This window comes from Mesotoga sp. HF07.pep.5.2.highcov (assembly GCF_003666285.1).
GTDB lineage: Bacteria > Thermotogota > Thermotogae > Petrotogales > Kosmotogaceae > Mesotoga > Mesotoga prima.
In genome coordinates this window covers 1-23,902 of record NZ_JFHJ01000695.1, presented here as the reverse complement: position 1 = coordinate 23,902, position 23,902 = coordinate 1, and the positions used below count along the sequence as shown (strand labels likewise).

The window sequence follows — 23,902 nt, the reverse complement described above, 5'->3', positions numbered from 1 at the left end:
CCCTACAAGAGAACTGCACAATCATCTTAGGTTGTCATCCCGTAGAGCCTGCCCTGAAAAGGGCCTGTTCAGGGGGTCTGCACGGGATCTCGTTCTTCATAAACCGTAGATCTGGCTTTTCGTTCTGGTCGGAGAACCGTTGACGTTTTACTTGACAGGCTTCCTGCGAAGCAGCATCACTTCCCCGGATGTTCTTCCGGGCATCACTTCCTGGGATGCTCTTCCCGGCATCACTTCCTCGCGCCAGCGAGCCTCACTTCTGCAAAGAGTAACTAGCCTGTTTTAGGTGGCTTGTTCTTTTTCAGTTTGATTCATCAGGCAGACGGTAAACCCTTATAGGTCTAGTATAAGCTGTCTGTCATTTAAACATGGGTAAAGGAATACGAAATCGGAATCCCAGACATGCTTTATTCTGGGCTCGTAAATATGAAGAAAGCACCAGTAATGTGCTAGAATTAAAACAGTGAAGGTGATTGATTTGAAATACTACGAGCAACTGGCGAGACTGGGAGTTTTCACAAAGAGCGATGTCGAGAAACTTGTGGGAAAGAGCGAAACAGCCGATTCACTCCTACAGAACTACAAGAGGCGTGGCTTGATTGATCAGGTGAAGCGAAACCTATATGTGACGAAAAGCTTAGAGACGGGACAGGCAATGGCTGGGCGCTATAGAATCGCATCGAAGATCAAGCCACGGTCTTATATTACGCATCATTCTGCTTTTGAATATTACGGGTATGCCAACCAAGTATATTATGAGGTATATGTGAGCGCAGAAACGAAGTTCGCTGAGTTTTCCTATGATGATGTGAGATATCGTTTCATTTCTCCGCGAATATATGAGGGAGTTGTTATTAATCCAGATGGGGTTAGGACAACAGACGTGGAGAGAACTACTCTAGACAGCATCAATGACTTTGAGAGAATTGGTGGTCTAGAGGAACTTCTCAATTGTTTAGACGCTCTTCCCTCGCTCCGTGAAAGTAGATTGATATCGTATTTGGGTCAATATAATAAGAGATTTCTTTATCAGAAGACCGGATACATACTGAGTCATTTTCAAGAAAAGTTTCGCCTATCAGAAGGTTTTTTCGAGCTATGTGAACACGAGAAAGGCAAGAGTGTTAGATACTTCTATAACGCAATACGCTTTGAATCACCAACTTACGATTCAAGATGGAAGCTCCTTGTCCCGGAAGATCTTTTGGCAATAGTCTCGAAAGGAGTAGAAGATACAGGTGAGATACGATAAACAAACTATCGGGCAGCTAGCTTCGGAACTTGGATTTGTCCGTGATACATATGAGAAAACATTGAGATTAGTTGAGGTACTTCAATTCATAGAATCGGATACGCTTCTATTCGATTCTTTCGCTTTGAAAGGCGGAACGGCAATCAACTTAATGATCATTCAGCTTCCAAGGCTATCAGTTGATATTGACCTTGACTACTGCAGAAGCATATCTAGGGAAATCATGATTGAAGATAGGACCGTCATTACAGATAAGATTACTCTTTTCATGGACGCGAACGGTTATAGACATAGTGACAAATCGAAGCGTCACTATTCTCTCGAATCACACGTTTTCGAATACACTAATTCAGGAGGAGCAAAAGATAATATAAAGATCGAGATCAACTTTTCAATGAGAGCTCATGTATTACCTTTGGAAGTCAGAAAAACTGCGATTCCTGGAATCATTCAAGAAATAAGAAGTCGGTGTGTAAGTTCTATCGAAATACTTTCAAGCAAAATAGTTGCACTTCTCACAAGAGGAGCAGCTCGTGATCTCTATGATGTCAGCAAAATGATCTCTCTTCTCTCTTTGAATGAAAGAGAGATAGAACTACTTAGAAAGTGCACCCTCTTCTATTTTTCGATAGGAAGTACTGGTATTCCTGAAAGCTTCGATTTTGACAGGCTCAAAAGCATTACTAAGTACCGAATACGCACCGAACTTCTCCCGGTGCTTCGGAAAGAAGAGAAAATTGATCTTGATGAAATGCTCAGTAAGGTTGAGAAATTCCTTTCAGAACTACTTGTTTTCACAATAGAAGAGAGAGATTTCATAGATAGGTTTAGGAAGCATGACTATGATCCTGGGCTGCTATTCGATGATAAGGAAATTGTTGAAAGAATAAGATTCCACCCCGATGGCGCTGTGGAAAACAAACGAAGTTTGAAGAGTTACAAAGTAGGACCAAGATGCTGAATCAAGTTAAGATGATGAATTGTAAGCCTTACAGAATTACCAAACGCTATCATTCTGCGGCTCTCTTAAAAGGAATCAAGTTCTCGAACTTCTCTCTTTTGTTTAATCCTCCTGGAGCGTAAGCGACAGCATCAGTTGCCCGGATGTTCCTCCGGGCATCACTTAATGCGGAGACAGCATTTTTGCCTGGCATGAACTCTGCCAGTTTTACTCAACCATTCTAACGGGTGTGATAGAATTCCCGTGAGGTGATATTATGCAAGACCTAGAAAACGTTATAGAAGCATTGCGTAAAAGCCTTCCCGAACTAAAAGATCGTTTTTCTGTTTCGAAGATAGGGGTTTTTGGCTCGTATGTGAAAGGAAATCAGAATGACGACAGCGACGTAGATATCTACATAGAGTTTGATAGGGTGCCTGGTTTAGAATTTGTGGAGCTCGCGGAGCAGCTTGAACGCATCGTACGAAAGAAGGTTGATTTACTAACTCCTCTTGGATTAAAAAGCATACGAAACGCCAGAATTAGGCAGGATATTGAGCAGTCGATAAAATATGTCTAAGAGAGAAACTACTGAGATCCTTGAGGATATAGTCGACAGCATAGATCGAATCACAGCCTATGCAGACAACATGTCATATGATGAATTTATGTCAGATTTGAAGACACAGGATGCAGTAATCAGAAACATTGAGATAATAGGAGAAGCAGCAAAACAACTCCCATATAGCTTCAGACTAGCCCACAGCGATATTCCGTGGAGAGCAATAGCTGGAACAAGAGACCGACTGATTCACGACTACTCAGGTGTCAACTATGACATAGTGTGGGCGGTCATTGTAAGTGACTTACCTTCTCTAAGAGCGGGGATACGTGAAATACTTCAGACTGAGGAAAACTGAAATGACTTCCGAACTTGATCTTCGCCTGTCGGGCGTCGATGCACAAGTTCAGCCATGGTGTGAAAATAATCCAAAGATGCAAAGAACCTCTGAATGCTGTAAGCGAAAATAGGGACTGATTGGCTCCTATGGTCTGTCCCCTTTTTCGCGTAAAAGGCAGAGATTCCAACCAGGATCTTTTTCGGGCGAACAACCGTTCGCCCCTACAAGAGAACTGCACAATCATCTTAAATTGTCATCCAGTAGCGCCTGCCCCTAAATCCACCCACCTTGTCGTCCCGCGATGCTTTTGCACGGGATCTTGCTCTTCAAAACCCGGTTCTGATGACCCGCTTTTGTCAACCCGATCTTTCTAACCCGCACTCTGTAACCCGCTCCTCTGTTTCACACCCGCTCTATTAACCCGATCATCCTTTTTCCAGCGTACAGCCTTCAGCGTTTCTTATCCAAGCGGCTCTTTCCCCGCGAAGCGGGCATTGCGACCTGGCATGATCTTTGCCAGCCCTGCGTCCCGGGATGAATTTGCCGGCCTTGCGTCCGCCGATGATCTTCGGCGCTATGCGTCTTACAACTCTTGTCGGAGAACCGTTGACGTCTTGCTTGACAGGCTTCCTGCGAAGCAGCATCACTTCCCCGGATGTTCTTCCGGGCATCACTTCCTCGCGCCAGCGAGCCTCACTTCTGCAAAGAGTGACGGACCTGTGTCAGTAGATTGGCTCCCAAACGCTCCTATTGTCTGTCCCATTTTTCGCGTAAAAGGCAGAGATTCCAACCAGGACCTTTTTCGGGCGAACAGCCGTTCGCCCCTACAAGAGAACTACACAGATAATGATATAATTAACTCTAGAGTTAGTAACTTACGAGTTAGTAATTGTGTTGGAGGTTGTTAAATGTTCATCAACAGAGAGAAAGAGCTTGCTTCTCTTAGGAAGCTAAAGAACAGTGGAAAGTTCGAGATGGCCGTTGTTTATGGACGTCGAAGAGTCGGTAAGACCACTCTTCTGAAAGAGTTCTCTAAAGAGATGGAAAGCATCTTCTTTGTCTGCGATGAGGTCAACGAGAAAATGATGCTGCGAAACTTTTCGGAAGTCGTTCTAGAGCACTTCGGCCAGAAAGACACATTATCTTCTTTTGAGTCATGGGAGAAGGCGATTAGGTTCGTTGCGTCCCAAACAAAAGAAAAGCGTCTTCTCCTAGTAATAGATGAGTACCCATATTTGGCGAATGCTAGTAGCTATTTCCCGTCAGTTTTACAGCGCCTAATAGATCATGAGCTACTTGAAACAAGGCTCTATTTAGTTCTTTGCGGTTCATCTGTGAGTTTCATGGAGAGTGAAGTGTTGGGCAGTAGGAGCCCCTTGTTTGGAAGAAGAACTGCTCAGATGAGAGTCGAGCCATTCACCTATCGCGAAGCCTCGCTGTTCTTTCCGGAACTGAGCAACGAAGAAAAAATTATCGCGTATGGAATTTTGGGGGGCATCCCGCAGTATCTGCAGAAGTGGAACCAGCATCTTCCATATAAAGAGAATATTGCAAACAACTTTCTCGATACATCGGCGTATCTTTATGCCGAGCCGAGATTCTTGTTGAGACAGGAACTGCGCGAACCCTCCCTCTACAACACAATAATTGAATCAATTGCGCAAGGTGCTTGTCGCCTGAACGAGATAAGCACAAGGATAGGAGAGCCTAATGATAAGACTGCAAAGTACATAGCTACACTGCTGAACTTGAATATATTGGGACGAGAAGTGCCCGTTACAGAGAAGAACACTTCACGGAAGGCGATCTACTATATCAGAGACAACCTTTTTAAATTCTGGTACACCTTTGTGTTTCCTAACCTCTCCCTTATCGAAACCGGTATGACAGAAGAGCTTCTGAACAAGAAGATCGCCGACGGACTCAACAAGTATCTAGGTCTAGCTTTCGAAAACATATGCAGGGAATATTTATCGCACAAGAGTGTCAGGGGAGAACTTCCCTTCAGGATCACGAAGTTGGGAAAATGGTGGGGAAACAACCCGGCAAAGAAGAAGGAAGAGGAAATTGACCTTCTTGGTCTCGGAGATAGTCAAGTAATAATCGGTGAATGCAAGTGGACAAACGCTAGAGTCGGCGTAGGCGAACTTGAGAGATTAAGAGAAAAGGGATCGCTTATCGCTTGTCAAGACAGGATATTCGTGATCTTTTCCAAGAGAGGATTTACTGCAGATCTGGAAGAACTAGCTGCAAGAGATGCAAGTGTTTACCTGGTGACCTTAGACGACCTCTTTGCCTGAAACGAAATTGGATCTCAAGTGGTTTCATTAGGGCAAAAGTCTCGAAGGCCTCCTGCCGAAGGCAGCCTTGCGGCCACTGATGTTCTCCAGTGGTTTGCGTCCCGGCTTTTTCTCCGCTGGCATTGCGTCTTTCGACTAAAATATGTTCTTATCGGGGGACGGTGGACCCTTGATGGTTGACCTGAGAAGGGGTTGTCACCCCGTAGAGCCTGCCCTGATGAGCTCACCTTCTGTCATCCCGTGATGCACCTGCACGGGATCTCGCTCTTCAAAACTTGTTTCTGACAACCCGCTTTTATCAACCCGATCTTACTAACCCGCACTCTGTAACCCGATCCTAGCCACCGCTCTTCTCCCGGCTTAGCCGGAACTGGCCTCGCCGATGGCGAGACTGGCCACCGAAGGTGACTGGCGTGCGAAGCACACTGGCTCCGAGATGTTCCTAAGGTCCCATTTTTCGCGTGCATGCTTCGTAAAACCCAAAAGCCCAGATCCTGACCAGAAGCATTGTCAGGATGACGTGAAGTGGTATCACCCCTTAAGCTTGCCCTGAATCTACTCGCTTTGTCATCCCGTGATGCTTCTGCACGGGATCTTGCTCTTCAAAACCCGGTTCTGATGACCCGCTTTTGTCAACCCGATCTTACTAACCTGCACTCTGTAACCCGATCCTAGCCACCGAAGGTGACTGGCGTGCGAAGCACACTGGCTCCCAGATGCTCCTAACGTTCCATTTCTCGCGAAGGACCGTGATCCTGACCAGGAGCATTGTCAGGATGACGTGAAGGGAGAGTATCCTGCCACAATGAGCCTGACCCAAAAGAGCTCCTGTTTGGGGGCTCCTGCTCAGGGATTCTGTTTGGGTCCCTAGCAGAAATCCTAAACTGTCATCCCGTGATGGGTCTGCACGGGATCTCCTCTTTCCAAACCCTAGACCAGGCTTTTCGTTCTAATCGGCGGACGGAGAACCGATGACGGTTGACCTGACAGGCTTCCTGCGAAGCAGCCTCACTTCCCCGGATGTTCCTCCGGGCATCACTTCCTGGGATGCTCTTCCCAGCATCACTTCTTGAAATGTTCTGGCCCAGCCTTGCGTCTAATGTTTTATAGTAGCATCACTTCCGCTTCGGATCTTTCGAAGGACGGGTCCACGGTCTTGGACGAAGAACCAAGGACGTTTCTTTACGGCGACCACCGTTTCCTGGCAAGAGGATATTTCAGCGTATAGTAGCTTTTTGGATCGATGTGCTGAAACAGGTTCAGGACAACGATACTTGACGTTTTCGAAATGGCCAAACGCCGTCATTCCAGAATTGTCATTCGTAATAAGCGCTAATTACGCAAGTAGAACACCGCCCAATTCATTGACCCGGTCCGAAGAATGCCTTGCTCTGCCAATGATTGACTACAGAAGATTCACATTGTTTTTGCTGTCCAGACTGAGCTTCCTCAAGACGCTCCTAGTATCTAGGATTAGAGGAGCGTTATCAACGATCAGTTCGTAGTTCACGTTCTTCATATGAGCGGTTGTTATTATTACCGCGTCTGAATTGGTAATAAGGTCTCGTGTCAGTTCTGAAGTCTTCCTCTTCGCACTTCGCCACTCGAACTGCCCAATGTAAGGATCTACAATATCTACAATGGCTCCGTTCTCTTCAAGAATTCTGAGAACATCCAGAGCGGGGCTTTCTCTAAGATCAGAGATATCACTCTTATATGCCAGCCCGACGAGAATGATTTTCGAACCATTAAGGCACTTCTTGTGAGCGTTGAGTAGTTTCATTAGCCTTTCAACAACATAGTCTGGCATCGAATTATTTATTTCTCCCGCTAGCTCTATCAGTCTCGTGTGATAGTCATACTTTCTCGCGATGTAGGTCAAGTAGAATGGATCGATCGGAATGCAGTGGCCTCCTACTCCAGGGCCCGGGTAAAAGGGCATGAAGCCAAAGGGCTTCGTTGAAGCCGCATCAACTACCTGCCATATGTTTATCCCCATTCTCTCGGCAACAATCGCCATTTCGTTTGCCAATGCAATGTTTACTATTCTAAAAGTATTCTCAAGGATTTTCGTCATCTCTGCCTCTTTCGGGGAGTTGACAACGAAGATCGGAGCTTTGAGAACTTTACTGTAAAAGGCTTTTGCCAGGGAGGTTGACTTTTCGCCGCAACCACCGACAACTTTCGGAGTATTTCCAGTTTTGAAGTTCTGGTTACCTGGATCCACCCTTTCGGGACTGAATGCGAGGAAGAAATCCTCTCCGGAAGTTTTCCCGGTTTCTTCCAATATTGGCTTCATTATGTCTTCAGTCGTACCTGGGAAAGTAGTGGATTCTAGAACAACTAACGATCCGGATTTCATATATTTCGAAATTTCTCGTGAAGCATTGATAATATATGAAAGATCAGGTTGCTTGAAGACATCAAGAGGAGTTGGAACGCACACTATAACAATGTCACAGGAAGCAATTTCCTCGAAATCTAGACTTCCACGAAGCTTTCCGCCAGTGACGAGGCTTTCCAGTTCGGCATCATCTACATCGCTATATAGTTTTTGCCGCTATTAAGGAGTTCGACTCTTTCGTGACTTATCTCAAAGCCTGTGACATCAAAGCCTGCCTTTGCTACCTCCACTGCAAGAGGAAGCCCAACATAACCCATTCCAATTATTCCTACCTTTGCGCTCTCATCCAAAATTCTCTCCTCAGTCATTTCCAAAACCTCCATTCTGTTTATGCTTCTTTAGAGAAACGCTGCCGTTTTCAGAGATCTCAAATACATAGAGTCTCTGGAAACCTTTTGCTTCCGCTCTGCTAATTATCGAAGATGCGTGAGCAAAAGAGGCCACAATAATCGCATCGTAATCGGTTTCTATCACTTGGTCAGGATCGAATACTGGCACACCGCTAACTTCCTTTCCCTTCTTGATAGCCGAATCGTCAATAAAGCCAACAACTTCTATCCTCTCGAAAAGCAAGATTGTTGAAAGCATTTTCCCAACGATACCTGCCCCGTAAAGATATACCCTGTCCAATCCATTCATGCCAATGAAGTCTAGAACTTCTCCGAAAACACTCCTCGATTGAGCGTAGATCTTCGCCACATCAGAAAGATAGGCCACGGTAAGGTACTGCAGCCTATTTCTTCCCTCACCTTGCAGTACATAGCTCATTGTCCGTCTGTTTTCTCCTGTCTTCTTTATTAGGCCTGTCTTTTCAAAATCATCGAGATATCTGTGAACCATGGAAGGGACGATCCCGATTTCCCTTGAGAGGCGTTCCTGAGAAATCGAAGGGTTTTCGGCTATGGCTTTCAGTATACTCAGCTCTCTCATCTCTGGAGAAGGATTGAAGAAACTCCCAAGTTCCTGATACACGGCAACATCTCCCTAAAAGATAATCACTCACTGAGTGAATGATAACACAGTAATTTCTGCCCTGCAATTGTCTCGAAAGTCATTGCTCTGAATATCGATTAATGAATTGCAGAGGAAATTTGAGACTCGCCTATCATTGAGTTATGATATCCATGTGCAGACTAAAACTGGATGAAAATCACTGAAGATCGTAGTTCTTGCTATAGAATTCAAGATACTCTCCTGAGATAACGCTTTCAACCCATCCTCTGTTCTTCAAATACCAGTTTATGGTTAGCTCTATTCCTTCATCGAACATGATATCTGGTTTCCATCCCAGTTCCTCAGTTATCTTAGTAGGATCTATGCCATATCTTCTGTCGTGGCCGAGTCTGTCGGTCACGTGTTTTATGAGTGATTCATTTATTTCCAAATCGCCAGTCTTTTTTCTAAGTATTTCGATTATTTTCTCCACAATGTAGATGTTCTCCCTCTCGTTGTGGCCGCCTATATTATAGACTTCCCCAGACTCACCATTCTCGAAAACCAAATCAATTGCCCTGCAGTGGTCTTCAACATATAGCCAGTCCCTTATCTGTCTGCCGTCTCCATAGACCGGAAGAGGTTTGTGGTTTAGTGCGTTATTAATCATGAGGGGTATTAACTTTTCTGGAAACTGGTAAGGCCCATAGTTATTCGAGCATCTGGTTATGTTGACGGGCAGTCCATAAGTATCGTAGTACGCTTTTACTATCAGATCGGCCGAAGCTTTAGATGCAGAATACGGACTGTGAGGGTCCAGAGGCGTCTTCTCCGTGAAGTATCCTGTGGGTCCGAGAGCTCCATAGACTTCGTCGGTTGAAATCTGAAGAAACTTGGCAGGTTTGCAGCGTTGCAGATTGGCTGAGATTGATCTATCTGTTTCTGACTCATGTTTAGTAAGATCTATGCATTTCCAGCCGTTTTCACCTCTCCAGTGCTTTTTTGCGGCATCGAGAAGAACCTGTGTTCCGAGTATGTTCGTCTTCAGGAATACTTGCGGATCGTGGATCGATCTATCCACATGAGATTCGGCTGCGAAGTTTATTACTCCATCTATGTCTTGTTCGTTAAAGATGCTTTCAACAAGTTCGGTATCGCAAATGTCGCCTTTTATGAAGGTGAATCTCTTTCTCTCTTCTTCAGTTAATCCTGAAAGATTGTCCAGATTTCCTGCATAAGTCAGATTATCCAGACCGATAATCTTTCTCTCAGGGTGTTTGCGAAGATAGTAATATACGAAGTTGCTCCCTATAAAACCAGCGACACCTGTAACAAGAAGAGTCATTCAATTACCCCCAAGTCTTTTAGAAATCTCTTAGTCGCGCCTTTCCAGTCTGGCAGTTCGTATCCAATCGTTTCCTTTAGCGGGAAAGTATTCATGGCAGAGAATTCCGGTCTCTGTGCCGCCGTTTTGAAGTCGCTGCTCTTAACCGGGACAATCTTTCCCTTCCATCTTGTGAGCTCGAGTATGTATTTTGCCCATTCATATCTGCTGCAGTATCCAGTGTTGGCCATGTGGTATATTCCATAAGCTTTGGTTTCGAGAAGATCGAGGATCGCGCTGGAAAGATCGACAGTATAAGCCGGAGAGGATATCTGATCATCTACAATCTTTAGTTCATTCTTCCCTTTCGACCATTCGAGGATTTTCTTGACAAAGTTCGTGTTCCCGGCGCCGAAAACCCAGCTTAATCTGACAATGAAGATACGATTGGATAAGAGCGAAACGAGCTGCTCACCATATAGCTTGCTTTGTCCATATTTCGATAATGGCTTTGGCTCATCCCATACGAAGTAAGAATTTCCCTTCTTTCCGTCAAAAACATAGTCTGTGCTGAAATGCATGAGAGGAATTCCTCTTTCGTTTGCGGCTATCGCGAGGTTCTTTGGACCGATAGCGTTGACCAAAAATGCATTTTCCCAGTCTTCTTCTGCCTTATCCACTGCGTTGTATGCAGCACAGTTGATTATTGCGTCAGGATTCGTTTGTGAGGCAGCTACTCTCACAGATTTAAGATCGGTAATGTCTAGGTGAAGCAGTTGATTAGCAGATTGGCAGATTGGCTGATTTGCATTTGGCTCGTAGGTCGTGCCACGTGACACGTCGCAAGAGTCATCTGCTCCAGGTGCTTCGTGCAACGTGCTACCTTCTAAATAGTCCGTAGCAATATATTGAATACCTCGCCGCTTACATTCTTTTTGTAGATCCTGTCCGAGTTGTCCGTTGGCTCCGGTTATTAGAAGTTTCATACACACCTCACTTATGTAGTTTAGCAGATTAGCCGGATTGGCAGATCCGCTTATTGAACTCGTAGCTGGTAGCACGTAGCTCGTCGCAAGTTCCATAAAAAAGACTCGACCACGAGCAACGAGCCACATGCTACGCGCTAATTCTGCTAATCCTCAAATCTGCCAAGCTACAGTTCTTTCAACATCGGCCACTTCTTATCCTTTTCAGACAATAAAGGCTCTTTTATTCCGTATTCTTCAAGCGGCCATTTGACACTGATTTATCTGTCATTCCAAATAATTCCGGCTTCGTCCTGGGGATCATAAAACGTCGAACACTTGTACAAGAAATCCGTGTCGAAAAGTGCAAGAAAACCATGTGCAAAGCCTTCAGGAATGAATATTTCTAGCGCGTTCTCCTGACTCAGAACAGCACCAAACCACTTCCCAAAAGTATCGGAACCTTTTCTCAGATCAACGGCTACGTCGAAGACGCTTCCCCTAGTGACTGTGATAAGTTTGGCCTGCGGCTTCCTCACCTGATAGTGAAGTCCCCTTAGAGTACCCTTCTTCGATCGCGAATGATTGTCTTGGACGAACATCTCCGGAATACCCAGTTCTTCGAATTCTTTCTTATTGTAAGTTTCTCTAAACATTCCTCTCCGGTCATTGAAAACAGAAGGTTGTATCAAATAGAGACCCTCGAATGACGTTTCGGTTATCTTGAATTTTGACATCATTACCTCCTTGACCAATCAAGCATCGCGCTAGTCTGTGATTAGCCCTTCGATGAAACCAAATCGCTGACGAGGGATTGAACTCTTTCAGTCCACACTTTCCAGTTAAGCACATTAGCGGATCTATTCAACGCGCCTTCACACAAACGTGAATACGTATGATCATCTTCCAGTAGTGATTGAATCTTCTCCACGTACTCAAGGTGGTTATCGGGAGAATCAAAGAGAAAACCCGAGACACCATCATTAACCACTTCTCCCACCCCACCGGTTCTGGTAGCAAGGGCCGGAAGACCGAAGGAAGCCGCTTCTCCTAACACCATTCCAAAGCATTCCGCTCTTGTGGGGAGGATGAAAAAGCTTGCCTCCTCGAAGAGTTTGTAGAAGGTATCGAGTTCATCTCTTTTCGACTTGTCAAGAAAGGGTATTACGTTCATTCTCTTGTCATCAAATTCTTTTGGAGGAACACAACCGCAAACAGTTAGGTAAGTCTCTACTCCCCTGCTGTTTAGTTCTTTCATAACGATGTATGCAGTCTCTCCGCCCTTCCTCTTCCAGTCGACGCCGACGAAGAGCAATCTTATTGGCTGCTTCAAACTTCTTGAGCGACCGCTCTCTCTATGTGTGGCGGTAGTGATGTTCGGACCAAATGGTATCACAGTAACCTTATCAGAGGGTACTAAATAGTCTTTCAGGATAGAGTTCTCTGCCCAGTGAGAAGAGACTATTATTCTCTTTGCGAGTGAAAGAGCTCTCTTCTCAATGAGATTCCCAGCTTTAACCGAAGTTCTTGAAAGATTCGAGAATCTCTCATAATAATCGACCATCAGGTTAAATGTTGCGTCGGAGAGATAGATCACCGGTAGACTGGTCTTAAGAAAAGCGATCTCAGCGCTTGCAGCAGGCGCAAAAACAAGGTCGAACTTTCCATCTCCGAGTTTTCTCTGGACGTATCGTGAGCAAAAACGAGAGTAAGATATACTGTGTTTGGAAAGAAATCTCTTTCCCGTAAGCCTTTCCAATAAGCTCCATTTACGAAGGTAAAGTCTCTGGAATTTGCTCAGACTAGGACAGATAGGTTCTACTTCTGCGAAGGATTTCAGACCTGTGTACATGTGGCTTGAAGTACCGGACCAGGATGTAATACTGGTAGGATCGTTTGAAGTGACAAATGCGATTTTGAGTCTCACGATTCATTCTCCAGTAGATCCAAAAGGTACCGTCCGTAACTGGAGTTATTGTAAGATTCTGCAAGAAGAGCTAGCTGCTTTCTGTCAATGAAGCCCTTTCTGAAAGCAATTTCCTCTATACATGCTATATAGAAACCCTGACACTTCTGAATTGTCTCCACAAAGCTTGCAGCTTCGAGAAGGCTTTCGTGCGTTCCGGTATCGAGCCAGGCAAAACCTCTTCCAAGTGTCTCGACTTTGAGTTTGCCTGAATTCATGTATTGAACGTTCACATCTGTAATCTCCAGCTCTCCTCTCGCAGAAGGAGAAAGACTCTTTGCAATTTTCACTACATGATTATCATAGAAATAAAGCCCGGGAACCGCGTAATGGGATTTTGGGTTCTTAGGTTTTTCCTCTATAGATACCGCATTTCCCTTTTCATCTATCTCAACCACTCCGTATGCTCTTGGATCCTTCACATAGTAACCGAAGATCAGGCTCCTTCATCGATTGATGAAGCCCTCTTCAGAATGCCCGACAGGCCCTGGCCATAGAAGATATTGTCTCCCAGTATCAGGGAAACGGTTTCAGATCCGATGAACTCCTCGCCAATTAGGAATGCATCGGCAAGCCCCCTAGGAGTCTCTTGCACTGCGTAAGAGAATGAGACGCCCAATGTGGAACCATCACCGAGAAGCTTTTCAAAGAGCGGTAGATCATGCGGAGTTGAAATCAAGAGTATCTCTCGTATGTCAGCAAGCATCAGAACCGAGAGCGGGTAATAGACCATCGGTTTGTCGTATACGGGAAGAAGTTGCTTGGAGATTACCTTGGTCAACGGCTGAAGCCTTGTGCCGGCACCGCCTGCAAGAATTATACCCTTCATTCTCTGACTCCTCTCAGTTTCTTCTTTGATGTCTGAAAGAGCGGGAACCAGATCTTTTTGTAGATCCAGGAAGCAACTTTCAACATCGCGATCCTTACTTTACCGTAACCTCTGTAGCGTCCGAAATAGTACAGACGTGACTCGAATTCAAGTTTTGCTAAATCTGAGTCTAATTGAGCCGTAGATGCACCATGTTGATGCTTAACTTCTTTTGCAGGAAGGTATGCCATACGTAGGCCTTTCTGAAGAAGCTTCTCGGCGAGAATCATCTCCTAGGAGTAGAGAAACGTGTTTTCATCGAAATAATCAACTTCCTCAAGAGCAGAAATTCTGGCCATCATGAATGAGCCGCTGACGCAATAGGGAAAGGACAACTCCTCCTCTTCAATCTCTTTCAATCCTGGTTGGTTCAGTCGGAATAATCTACTTATGTGAAAAGTCAACCAGTGAAAAGGATAGAATGCAGGCCTCCAGAACATTAGACGCATGCCGAGTTTGTCAAACGGGCCATTGTTTTTCCCTGGCGCGCAGACCCTAGGACCGACAACGGCTACGTTTCGATGAGACTCGAGAACTCCCTTCAGGTTATCAATTATTGGAGAGACAATCTCTATATCGTTATTCGAGATCACGGCATATTCATATTTCAGTCTTGATGCCAACCGCAGCCCGAAGCTATTGCCTTTTGCGTATCCGTAGTTGTCATTGAGAAGCAGCAGCAGGTTATCCTGCCTCTCGGAAATATGGTCAATCTCGCCCTCTGAATAGCATGGATAACCTTCACGACAGAAGTACTTTTGTAACGCGTCTCTTTCCTCGACAGAGGAATTGTTGTCGACAACGATGACATCACAGTTTTCACCGACATCCCTTATGTTGTTGAGCAGCTTAATTGTCATGTCGGCGTTATTCCAGTTAAGTATTACAACTACTGTCTCTCTTTCAACTTTTCGATCATCCTCTCGAAAAGTCTTCAGGAGAAGAACCTAGGGATTAATCTACGAAGTATATATTTGATTATATCTCTTGTCGCCCACAGCGTAAGTGCAAAGAAGGAACAGTTTCCAACTATAAGGAAAAGCGTTTCACTCGCTATATTTCTTATTACAAGCGAGATAAGTACAATCGCAGTTGAGAGACCAAGAAGCATGACTATGGTCTTCCACGGAACGAAGGAGACCCCCTTTCTCTTTACGAGATACACCCATATTGCCGTAGATATAAGGGTAACAAGCGATGTACTCGCCGTGATTCCGCCAATACCGAACGGTTCAAGAAGAATCCAATCAAAGAAGAAATTCAGGCCAATCCCGAAGAATGTGAGATACACCATGAATCTTACTCTCCCGTGTGATATGAAGAACTGTCTTGCCAAAAAGCCTAGCGGTTGGAAGATAATCCTGGCAGTGTAACCGATTATTGCAATCGCGACAACAGTCGTTGATTCCGAAGTGAACTCCCCATGCTCGAAAACAAGCCGGACGAGAGGCTCGCCCATAAGTGCGATCCAAAAAACAATCGGTATTGCGATTGAGAGCGATGTCTTTGCCGTCTTTCTCATTCGAAGCTGAACATTGCGAACATCGTCGTTTGCGACAAACTCCGACAACTCCGTACGTGTGGTCTCCAAAAAGCTTATGATGAATACGCTCGAAACGATTCCCAGAAGAGTATCTGCGTAATGAAGACCGGATATCTGTCCCGGAGGCAGGAGCGAAAGGAATGCCTTATCCACTATAGTGCTTACTTGACCTAGACCACTGGAAATAACAAGCGGAGCAGCCAAATACAGGATGAACCTAAGATCTTCAGAGAAGATCCTCTTGGAAGCCGAGATGAATTTACTCGAGTATAGAAACATGATCACCGTAACAAGTGCATTTCCGACTATCCATCCATATGCGATCGAGATCTCGTTCAAATAAGGAGAAAGGAAGAAAATCAGTGGGATTGCGAATACGTTGAAGATCAGCTGAGCGACGGAATACTGGAGGAACTGTCGCTCTGCCTTCAGCAGTCCGGAAAGGAGCTGCTGCAAACCGCTTATCAAAGGAAATATTGAAAGGAGTTTGAGAGCATCTGAGGCATATTCAAGAACTTCGCTTGAAAACCCGGGAGCGAATATCTTCACGAAAAAGGAAGGTAAGAGTAGCAGAAATCCACCGAATGCCGCATAGACGATTCCAAACGTCACAAGAACCGACCAGACAAATCTTCGAGAATCTTCTGTATCTCTCTTCCTAATCTTTATATACTGTGGAACGAAAACCGAAATCAACCCTGCGGATATAATACTTGTAATGATTCTGGCGGGAGAAAGCGCAATTACCACTGCATCCATCTGCCATGAGGTACCAAAGAGATTTGCGGTAAGAACCTCTCTAAAGAACCCCAGTCCCTTTGATAGCAGCGTGAATATCGTTATATACAAGGAGCCTGCTGCGACTGTTTGAATTTCCTTTTTCAAGACGAATCACCTTTGATTCTTTCCATCCATAACAATTTTAAAAGCATATCTGGATTAGTTATACCTGTAAGCCTCTTAATGGAAATCTCATTGACTCAACGGAAGAGCCTGGCATAAAGATAAAACATAACGGGAAACCTGAGTAGTACCTTGACCTCCAGTTCAGCACTTCTGTCGCTTCTATCTTCGCCAAGCCTTTCGAATTTCTTTATCTGCGCTCTAATCTGGCCGTGTCTGGCAATTGCCAGATAGTTCCTAAAACCAATCCCCATTCTAGCTAGATACCTGATAATCTGTACGTAGGTCTGAGGAATTCTTCGGTGTTCAAGATACTGTGCCGTCTCATCATCCACACCGTGCTGCAGAAGATACTTATGCAGTCGCCTCAGCGATCCCACAGAATGGAAAAGCTTCAGGGAGGCCCTTCTTGAGGCCGTGCCTTTCATCGCGTGAATATTGAGAAGCTCCTCATCTACAAAAGACACCTTTCTGGAATGGAAGAACATCTTGAGGAAGAATTCCGTATCCTCGCCGTTGGTACACCCATTGGTGAAATGAAGCTCATTGGTTACCGCAGTGCCCTTGTCGAAGAGGACGCTCCCAACTCTAAAATATACTGTGTTTCTCACAAGCAAAGGAAACAGCTCATCGGCTGAGATAGACTCCTCGTTCGGGAAGCCACACCTGTTGGAACACCAGTAGACCTTTCCCGTTTCGTCGACCTTCGTCAGCCCGCACATCACACAATCTGAGCCAGAGTTAAAAGCAGCATTGAGTAGTTTTTCGAGTGATGATTTATCAATATAATCGTCTGAATCCAGAAAGTAAATATATCGACCCACTGCCTTCTCAAGGCCAAAATTCCTTGCCCTGCTTACACCTCCGTGCCTCTGGTGAAGAAGTGTAGATTTCAAAGTGCTCCTTGCAAGAATGCTTTCCACGACAGATGACGTATCGTCAGTCGAACCGTCATCCACCACAATAATCTCAAAACTCGTGAAGGTCTGACAAAGTAAAGATTCAAGGCTTCTAGTAATATGATTCCCCGCATTGTATGCCGGAACAATAACAGAAATCGCTATGTCATTTATCATTTCCTTCATCCCTTGTCAGAACATCCTCTATGAAAGACAGGTAGACAGTGGCTGCCCTTTTTTCGGTCATACCTTCTAGTGTCCCGTGGGCATTAAGAAGAATCCTCTCCCTTTCAGAAACCGAAAGGTCTTTTATCATAGAGATTTTGCGAACCAAATCCTCAGTATCGCCGGCATCTACTAGAAATCCATTATGACCGTCTACTATGGTGCCATCTATTCCCTCGTTTCTAGACCCGATAGTAATGCATCCCTTGCTCATTGCCTCAAGATAGACCATTCCAAAGGTTTCACGCGTGCTGGGCATCGCGAAGACATCTGCCACTCGCATTCTAGATAGCGTATCGGAATGACTAAGCCTTCCGGTGAAAGAAACTCTGCCTTCAACGCCGATCTTTTTGGAGAGTTTCTTAAGTTCGCCCATACGCGGACCGTCTCCAACAATCTCTAAATTGATGTCGGGAATTCTTCGCGTTGCACGAATTACAGAATCGACGTTCTTGTCCTTTATCAACCTGCATGCGGTTAGTAATCTTCTTATAGGTCTCCTGGCCTTTTCGACTATGAATTCACGTGTTTCAAATATCTCTCTTTGGAGACCCGACTTCAATACGGCTTCTGGCTTACTAAGGTCGGGAAATAGTCCGTCAAACCAGCGGTGCAGATACTCTGATCTGAACGCGACTCCCGCAGCATTCTCAAGCGAACGAACAAAGGCGGCTTTCTTGTAATATCTTCCGTTGTCAAGGTTCTGCAGGTCAGATTTGTGGAGTACAAGTAAATACTTCACGCCGAGCCTTTTTCCAACTTCTGCCGCAATTGGAGCCGAAGGATCCATCCTGTGACAGATTACAACATCCGGTCTTGATTTCATATGTTCGAGAATAGTCTCACTTGCACCAGAAAAAGCCCTCTCCGAGCAAAGCAGCCGAGGAAACTTTTCGAAAGGTATTCTAGTGATCTGAACCCCGTCAAGGATGAAGGTTTCTTCGAATGAATACTTTTGACGTCTTCTTCCTCCGGGCAAGAAGCTGAAAAAAGTCGGGTAGTAAGGCCAAATAGCGAACACTTCGACTTGATGACCCTGTTTAACCCATTCTCTTGAGAAGAAGTGAACGACCTGAGTGTTTTCAGATGCCAATTGACTAATATATGCTGGATATAGATTGGTAATTACAACTATTCTCATTGGTAGAATCGAACCTCCTGAGACTGTGGACACTGACACATACAAACAAACCGCTAATTGATGGGTTTTTCCCAAATCGTGCGAATATCTTTATAAGGCCGGTATCATGGAAAACTTCATTGGAATCGAGTAGTCTTCCTGAAGAGATTATACTACCGGCATCGGAGTATGATCGTCTTCTAGTTGCATGATAGAATCTGTAGTAAGCATGAAATGCCATTAATCTTTCTAAATGGGGTTAGAGACATGGAGAAGCCATTAGTTACCATAGTTATTCCTGCAAGGAACGAGGAGAAGACTATTGAGAAATGCCTCGCGTCCTTACTCCAATCAGACTATCCTTCGAGTAAACTTGAGATTTTCGTTGTGGACGGAATGAGCGAAGACCAAACTAGAGCAATCGTCGAGAGATTTTCATTGGCACACAGTCAAGTAAGACTGCTTTTGAACGAGAAAAAGATTACTCCCGTTGCGAGAAACATAGGGGTCCGAGCGTCGAGCGGTGAGTATGTCATGTTTTTCGATGCTCATTCGGTTGCGCCCGTAGATTATGTCAGAAAGTGTGTTGAGCTCATTGAAGAAACGGGGGCAGACAATGTTGGCGGAGTAATCAAGACTGTGCCTTCGAAGGAGACATTGCTAGCAGAAGTGATATCTAAAGTCCTTTCCAGCAGCTTTGGCGTAGGCAGCTCTAAATTCAGAACTGGAGTTGAGAAACTGGTGGAGGTCGATACCGTTCCTTTTGGTTTTTACAGGAAGGAGGTCTTCGAGAAAATCGGTCTCTTCAATGAGAACCTTGTTAGAAACCAGGATATTGAGTTCAATCTAAGATTAAAAAGAAGCGGAGGAAAGATACTGCTGTCACCGGAACTAGAGATAACATATTATAGCCGTTCGGATTTGAAGGGCTTTCTGAAGAACAATTTCGGAAATGGATTCTGGGTAGTCTTCGCTTCGAGATTCTCTAAGACACCATTCTCAGCGAGGCATCTCGTACCAATGATCTTCACTCTCTTCCTCCTATTTGGAGTGTTCCTGCCTTTCTTTCCGCCCGCACTGACATATTTCTGGCTGATTCCATTGCTCCTGTATCTGACAATGGATCTGATCTTCTCGGTAAGAATCATGGGCCAGTGCAGTGAAAAGTCGTCTCTACTGCTCGCGATGGTTTTGTTCCCGCTGCTTCACCTTGCCTACGGTCTTGGTTCTATAGCCGGTCTACTGAGGCTTCTATTCGGAGGAAAAAGATGAGGGTCTGCGTGATTACCACGGTTCATCCGCCAGATGACGTTAGGATAAATAGAGAACTTCGTTCCCTTGTGAAAGCAGGACATGAAGTATCTTTCATAGCACCGGAAGGTAACTTTGAAGTCGATTCCGTTGAGCGCATAACTGTTTCCAGGCAGAGAGGAAGGGTTAAGAGATTTCTTAAGGGATCGAAGGAAGCGTTTACTAAGGCAATCGAAGTAGACGCAGATGTATATCACTTTCATGACCCCGAGCTCATAGGACTTGGAAAGAAGCTTAAGAAGCTTGGAAAGAAGGTAATTTACGACATCCATGAAGACTACCCCTCAGTGATACTTATGAAGAACTGGATTCCGAGAATTGTAAGACCAATGGTTTCAAAGATCTTTGCGAGATATCAGAGTTCCGCTATAGAGACTTTCGATGCAATAATCATCACCGTAAAAGAATACCTGTCAAGCGTCGGCGGTTACAAAGATATTGCAATTGTCCCCAACTACCCAGAACTCGATCTCCTGGAAGAGCTTTCAAATACATCATGCGACTGTGAAGTGGGTCCTGTTAGGTTCATCTATGTTGGATCACTTGATGACGATAGAGCAATAGTCGAATCGATCGAAGCCTTCAAGTTGCTAAGGGCCGATGGGGTTGATCTGACTCTTGAGCTGGTCGGTCCTGTCTATAGCGAAAGAATCAAAGAATCTATAGATTCGACACTGGAGGGATATCCGGAGTTCTCTTTCTCTCCCAGAATGCCTTATCTGGATGCTATGAAGCGGGTTGCAGAATCTGATGTCGGCCTTCTCATTGTGCATAGGGGGAAGAGCAAGGAAGAATCCTCTCCGCTGAAACTTTTCGAGTATATGGCTCTGGGAAAACCACAGATCGCTTCAGACTTCAGAGCCTGGAGAGAGATCCTTGACAGAGGGCCATGCGCGCTCTATGTAGATCCCGAAAACGTGACTCAAATTGCCGAGAGGATGAGAGAATTCTGCGAAAACAGAGCTTTGATACGAGAGATGGGATCGAAGGCAAAGATGCTTTCTAAATCCTTCCAGTGGAGCGCCTCGGAGAAAGAAATGCTGGCGCTTTATGAACGGCTTGAAGCATCTGGTATGAACAGTAAAGACTTTGGAGAGAACTCCTGACAGTAATCATGCGGTAGCGAGCCTGGTAACTTCTATTTGGTCAATTTGTTTGCTATCTGATCCGTGAGTCGATATCTTTGTTTTGGTGCTCCAGAGAAACTATACTACTCTGTTCCAGTAGATCTAGAACTCTCGCGAAGAGTTATTGGATTTGCCTGAAGTCATCAATACTGGATATTGCATGGTATTTGCATATGCATGATAGTAGGATTGTCACTGTGTATGAGAAATTAATCCATTTTTTCGACGGGAGAGTTATCTGATGAATCTTTCAAGACTGAAAAGAGCTGTTTCGGTAAGGCTTCTAAGAAGACCAGACATTCGTGAGATCACTTATGAGGAAGTTGGAGATGAAGCAGTTATCTCCGATTACATCGGAGATGATGAACTTGGAGACTCTTCAAAGATCGAGAAGGGGAAGAAGTACAGGCTTCTTGATATGATAATAGATTGGCCAGACAGTATTGAAAAGCCTAGAGTTGGCCTTACTATGGATCATAACAGCAGACCTCACTGGGTAAAGTACGAGCACTTTCTGAAGAAAAACTCGATTCCGTACGAAGTGTTCGATCTCAGAACCTCTGACTGGCTCGATAAAGCCAGAAAGCTCGATCTAATAATCTGGTCCCTCGATTCTGGACCATGGGAGCATGAAGAAATCAAGAGGAAGATAAGTATTATCGAAAACAACATGGGCATAAGATCCTTCCCCGGCCTTCACGAGATGATGCTGTATGATAACAAACTGATGGAGGTTGAACTTCTTAGGTTCTACGGGCTTCCAGTAGCCGAGACTTTCATTTCCCACAGCTACAAAGAAACAGAAGAGACGATTCACAGGCTGACCTATCCTCAGGTTTCGAAAATGAGCAAAGGCTCGACTTCTGAGGAAGTATTCCTCGTTGAGAGCCCGAAAGCGGCAATGAAAATCGCCAGAAGCAGCTTCTCGAGATATGGAAGAAAGTCGCACTGGCCATGCGTAAGACAGAAAGACTATGTATATTTTCAGAGATTCGTTGAAGGAGACAAGTACGACCTGCGGATATTAGTCTCTTCCAACATGATAACAGGCTACTTCAGAGATTGTCCCGATAGGGACTTCAGAGCTTCCGGCGGCCACAAAGTCAGAAAGACAGATATTCCGATAGAGGCTATTGAAATAGCGCTGAAAGTCTTCTACCATCTCTCAGGGTCTTCTATCGCTGTCGATATGATAAGAAATGCTAAAGGAGAATACAAAATAATCGAGCTCTCTCAATTCACCTGGAGCAGGACGCCGGTAAGAATGTCAGTCGACGGACATCCGGGATTCTACCTTCTTCATAAAGACGGAAAACTAGAGTTCAAACACGGAATGTTCTGGAATGAAGACGAGATCCTCAAAGCTTATTTTGAAATGAACTATCTTTCTTCGCCTGAAACATGGAAGAAAGAGAACATTCTCCCCGTGATTGAAAAAGGCAATTTGTATAAGGATCTCAGTGCCTGCAAATGAGATAAGCTACGTAAGAGTTAAAATACCGAGAATAAAAGTGGCCTCAGCATACCTGTGCACTTCAAAACCAAAGCTTTCCTCTATCAAGAACAGCACGATTCAAAGGGAGTGGCTTTTTCTTTGGAATCCGCTATCACTTCTCAAAACTGTTCTCTGGATAGCCACCGTCCCAGGTGTACCCAGCTGCCGAAATGTCTGTCACTACTGTTGAATAAGTTCCCGAGGGTGCATTGACAACTGTGAACTTGGTGACTCCGGAAGTATCTGTAGTGATCGTTCCGGCAAAGTACGGGGAGCTACCGCTATTAAGATAAACTTCTATCGAAACACTTGCTCCGACGACAAACGGCTCCAGCTGAACTGAAACATACATATGCTTCGCATTTCTGCTCAATGAATAGCTGATATTGGAAACTGTTACAGTGCCGGGTTCGGGATCAGTGTCCGAAGCGGGAGGAGTAGTTACAGAGGCCGCTTGGACTGCTAGATCTGCCCTGACCAGTCCGAATCCCTGATGCTCCTGTTTCAGTCCCAGATTTTCCGCCGTTTGCTGAAGAATCAATCTAACCTCTGCGTTGGTAAGCGTAGGCCTTGCGGCAAGAACAAGCGCAGCCACTCCAGCAACATGGGGCGAAGCCATGGAAGTCCCGCTGTAATAGGCATAACCGTCTCCGGGAATACTGCTCAATATGCTAACACCGGGCGCAATTAATTCTACGTCGGGTCCTGTACTCGAGAAAGAAGCTCGCAAATCGTTTGAATCGGAAGCCGCTACAGCAATTACAGAGGCGTATCCTCCAGGATATTCAACGGTGTCCCTATTTCCAGGTTTGTTACCACTGTTTCCCGCCGCAGCAACAATAAGTATGTCTGCCTTGTACGCAGCATTGCACGCGTCCTCAAGGGGTTGCACATCGCTTGGGGTACCCAGACTCATGTTGATTACATCGATTTCGTTAGCTATGGCCCACTCGATGCCTGCAATAATCCAATCAAGATAACCGCTTCCGGTTGAGTCAAGGACCTTAACAGCATAAAGAGATGCAGAAGGCGCAACACCGTAGACTCCGCTATTATTGGAGTAGATCGCAGCAACAGTTCCGGAAACATGAGTCCCGTGTCCGTTGTCGTCGAAACTCGAACCAGTTTCTGTGAAATCAACGCCTTGAGAGACTCTACCGGCGAGATCGGGATGGCTTGGATCAATTCCAGTGTCGAGAATAGCGACTTTAACCCCGTCCCCAGTTGATGTGACCCATGTTGGGAAAATGAAGGACTCGTCTCCATAGATTCTGTCCATACCCCACAAATACTGCTCTTCAAGAGCATGAAGTTGTATGTTTGGTTCTACATAGACTACATGAGGATTTCTCAGCAGCCCGTCGATCGCTTCAACGGGAATCTTCGCGGACAAAGCCTTGATAAAGCCGAATTCCGCATAGACCT

18 protein-coding genes and 3 pseudogenes are annotated in these 23,902 nt (G+C 45.1%); 8 read left to right on the top strand and 13 right to left on the bottom strand.

Annotation, left to right across the window (positions count from 1 at the left end; all coding sequences use genetic code 11):
* The first annotated feature begins 478 nt into the window (after nucleotides 1–478).
* The 5 genes from BG32_RS14850 to BG32_RS14825 all read left to right on the top strand — a co-directional run bounded on the left by BG32_RS14850 (nucleotide 479) and on the right by BG32_RS14825 (nucleotide 5,394).
* Entirely contained in the window at nucleotides 479–1,252 is a 774-nt protein-coding gene (locus BG32_RS14850) for a type IV toxin-antitoxin system AbiEi family antitoxin (protein WP_121527061.1), read from the top strand.
* Nucleotides 1,239–2,213, top strand: a complete 975-nt coding sequence (locus BG32_RS14845) for a nucleotidyl transferase AbiEii/AbiGii toxin family protein (protein WP_183084354.1) — start codon at nucleotides 1,239–1,241, stop codon at nucleotides 2,211–2,213. Before BG32_RS14850 ends, BG32_RS14845 begins: the two co-directional genes overlap by 14 nt.
* Before the next feature lie 256 nt (nucleotides 2,214–2,469).
* The gene (locus tag BG32_RS14840) at nucleotides 2,470–2,772 is read left to right on the top strand and encodes a nucleotidyltransferase family protein (protein ID WP_014730878.1); all 303 of its coding nucleotides are present in this window, start codon (nucleotides 2,470–2,472) and stop codon (nucleotides 2,770–2,772) included.
* Nucleotides 2,765–3,112: a DUF86 domain-containing protein gene (locus tag BG32_RS14835; RefSeq protein WP_121527059.1), complete on the top strand. Its 348-nt coding sequence runs from the start codon at nucleotides 2,765–2,767 to the stop codon at nucleotides 3,110–3,112. The genes BG32_RS14840 and BG32_RS14835 overlap by 8 nt, the downstream gene beginning before the upstream one ends.
* Nucleotides 3,113–4,002: 890 nt before the next feature.
* Complete coding sequence (locus BG32_RS14825) at nucleotides 4,003–5,394, top strand: ATP-binding protein (RefSeq protein ID WP_121527057.1); 1,392 nt, start codon at nucleotides 4,003–4,005, stop codon at nucleotides 5,392–5,394.
* A 1,405-nt stretch (nucleotides 5,395–6,799) separates the two neighbouring features.
* On the opposite strand, the pseudogene BG32_RS14820 reads toward BG32_RS14825, so the two are convergent.
* The 12 genes and pseudogenes from BG32_RS14820 to BG32_RS14765 all read right to left on the bottom strand — a co-directional run bounded on the left by BG32_RS14820 (nucleotide 6,800) and on the right by BG32_RS14765 (nucleotide 18,565).
* A pseudogene (locus BG32_RS14820) lies at nucleotides 6,800–8,106 on the bottom strand (nucleotide sugar dehydrogenase).
* Nucleotides 8,099–8,770: a winged helix-turn-helix transcriptional regulator gene (locus tag BG32_RS14815; protein WP_259459790.1), complete on the bottom strand. Its 672-nt coding sequence runs from the start codon at nucleotides 8,768–8,770 to the stop codon at nucleotides 8,099–8,101. The pseudogene BG32_RS14820 and the gene BG32_RS14815 overlap by 8 nt, the downstream one beginning before the upstream one ends.
* Nucleotides 8,771–8,948: 178 nt before the next feature.
* On the bottom strand, nucleotides 8,949–10,076 hold the full coding sequence (gene rfbB / locus BG32_RS14810) for a dTDP-glucose 4,6-dehydratase (protein ID WP_121527056.1): 1,128 nt from the start codon (nucleotides 10,074–10,076) through the stop codon (nucleotides 8,949–8,951).
* Nucleotides 10,073–11,041 (bottom strand): dTDP-4-dehydrorhamnose reductase, encoded by a 969-nt coding sequence (gene rfbD / locus BG32_RS14805; RefSeq protein WP_183084353.1) that lies wholly within the window; start codon nucleotides 11,039–11,041, stop codon nucleotides 10,073–10,075. The genes rfbB and rfbD overlap by 4 nt, the downstream gene beginning before the upstream one ends.
* Nucleotides 11,042–11,208: 167 nt before the next feature.
* Nucleotides 11,209–11,757: pseudogene (gene rfbC, locus BG32_RS14800) on the bottom strand (dTDP-4-dehydrorhamnose 3,5-epimerase).
* Between the two features lie 41 nt (nucleotides 11,758–11,798).
* A complete protein-coding gene (locus BG32_RS14795; protein ID WP_121527054.1) occupies nucleotides 11,799–12,947 on the bottom strand; it encodes a glycosyltransferase family 4 protein in 1,149 nt (382 codons plus the stop codon).
* A pseudogene (gene rfbA, locus BG32_RS17270) lies at nucleotides 12,944–13,815 on the bottom strand (glucose-1-phosphate thymidylyltransferase RfbA). The gene BG32_RS14795 and the pseudogene rfbA overlap by 4 nt, the downstream one beginning before the upstream one ends.
* Entirely contained in the window at nucleotides 13,812–14,045 is a 234-nt protein-coding gene (locus tag BG32_RS14785) for a hypothetical protein (protein WP_121527053.1), read from the bottom strand. Before BG32_RS14785 ends, rfbA begins: the two are co-directional and overlap by 4 nt.
* 42 nt (nucleotides 14,046–14,087) lie before the next feature.
* Nucleotides 14,088–14,714: a hypothetical protein gene (locus BG32_RS14780; protein WP_121527052.1), complete on the bottom strand. Its 627-nt coding sequence runs from the start codon at nucleotides 14,712–14,714 to the stop codon at nucleotides 14,088–14,090.
* Between the two features lie 74 nt (nucleotides 14,715–14,788).
* The gene (murJ, locus tag BG32_RS14775) at nucleotides 14,789–16,282 is read right to left on the bottom strand and encodes a murein biosynthesis integral membrane protein MurJ (protein WP_121527051.1); all 1,494 of its coding nucleotides are present in this window, start codon (nucleotides 16,280–16,282) and stop codon (nucleotides 14,789–14,791) included.
* 95 nt (nucleotides 16,283–16,377) lie between these two features.
* Nucleotides 16,378–17,376 (bottom strand): glycosyltransferase family A protein, encoded by a 999-nt coding sequence (locus BG32_RS14770; protein WP_183084352.1) that lies wholly within the window; start codon nucleotides 17,374–17,376, stop codon nucleotides 16,378–16,380.
* Nucleotides 17,366–18,565, bottom strand: coding sequence for a glycosyltransferase (locus tag BG32_RS14765; RefSeq protein ID WP_121527049.1), 1,200 nt, complete (start codon nucleotides 18,563–18,565; stop codon nucleotides 17,366–17,368). Before BG32_RS14765 ends, BG32_RS14770 begins: the two co-directional genes overlap by 11 nt.
* A gap of 246 nt (nucleotides 18,566–18,811) precedes the next feature.
* Here BG32_RS14765 and BG32_RS14760 point away from each other — a divergent pair, with 246 nt between their 5' ends.
* From BG32_RS14760 to BG32_RS14750, 3 genes are all read left to right on the top strand, one after another.
* Entirely contained in the window at nucleotides 18,812–19,816 is a 1,005-nt protein-coding gene (locus BG32_RS14760) for a glycosyltransferase family 2 protein (protein WP_259459788.1), read from the top strand.
* Nucleotides 19,813–20,961 (top strand): glycosyltransferase, encoded by a 1,149-nt coding sequence (locus BG32_RS14755; protein ID WP_121527048.1) that lies wholly within the window; start codon nucleotides 19,813–19,815, stop codon nucleotides 20,959–20,961. The genes BG32_RS14760 and BG32_RS14755 overlap by 4 nt, the downstream gene beginning before the upstream one ends.
* 262 nt (nucleotides 20,962–21,223) lie before the next feature.
* Complete coding sequence (locus BG32_RS14750) at nucleotides 21,224–22,456, top strand: RimK family alpha-L-glutamate ligase (protein ID WP_121527047.1); 1,233 nt, start codon at nucleotides 21,224–21,226, stop codon at nucleotides 22,454–22,456.
* A 133-nt stretch (nucleotides 22,457–22,589) separates the two neighbouring features.
* Here BG32_RS14750 and BG32_RS14745 read toward each other — a convergent pair.
* Nucleotides 22,590–23,902, bottom strand: a 1,313-nt coding sequence (locus BG32_RS14745; RefSeq protein WP_121527046.1) for a S8 family peptidase, incomplete at its 5' end; no start/stop codon positions are given.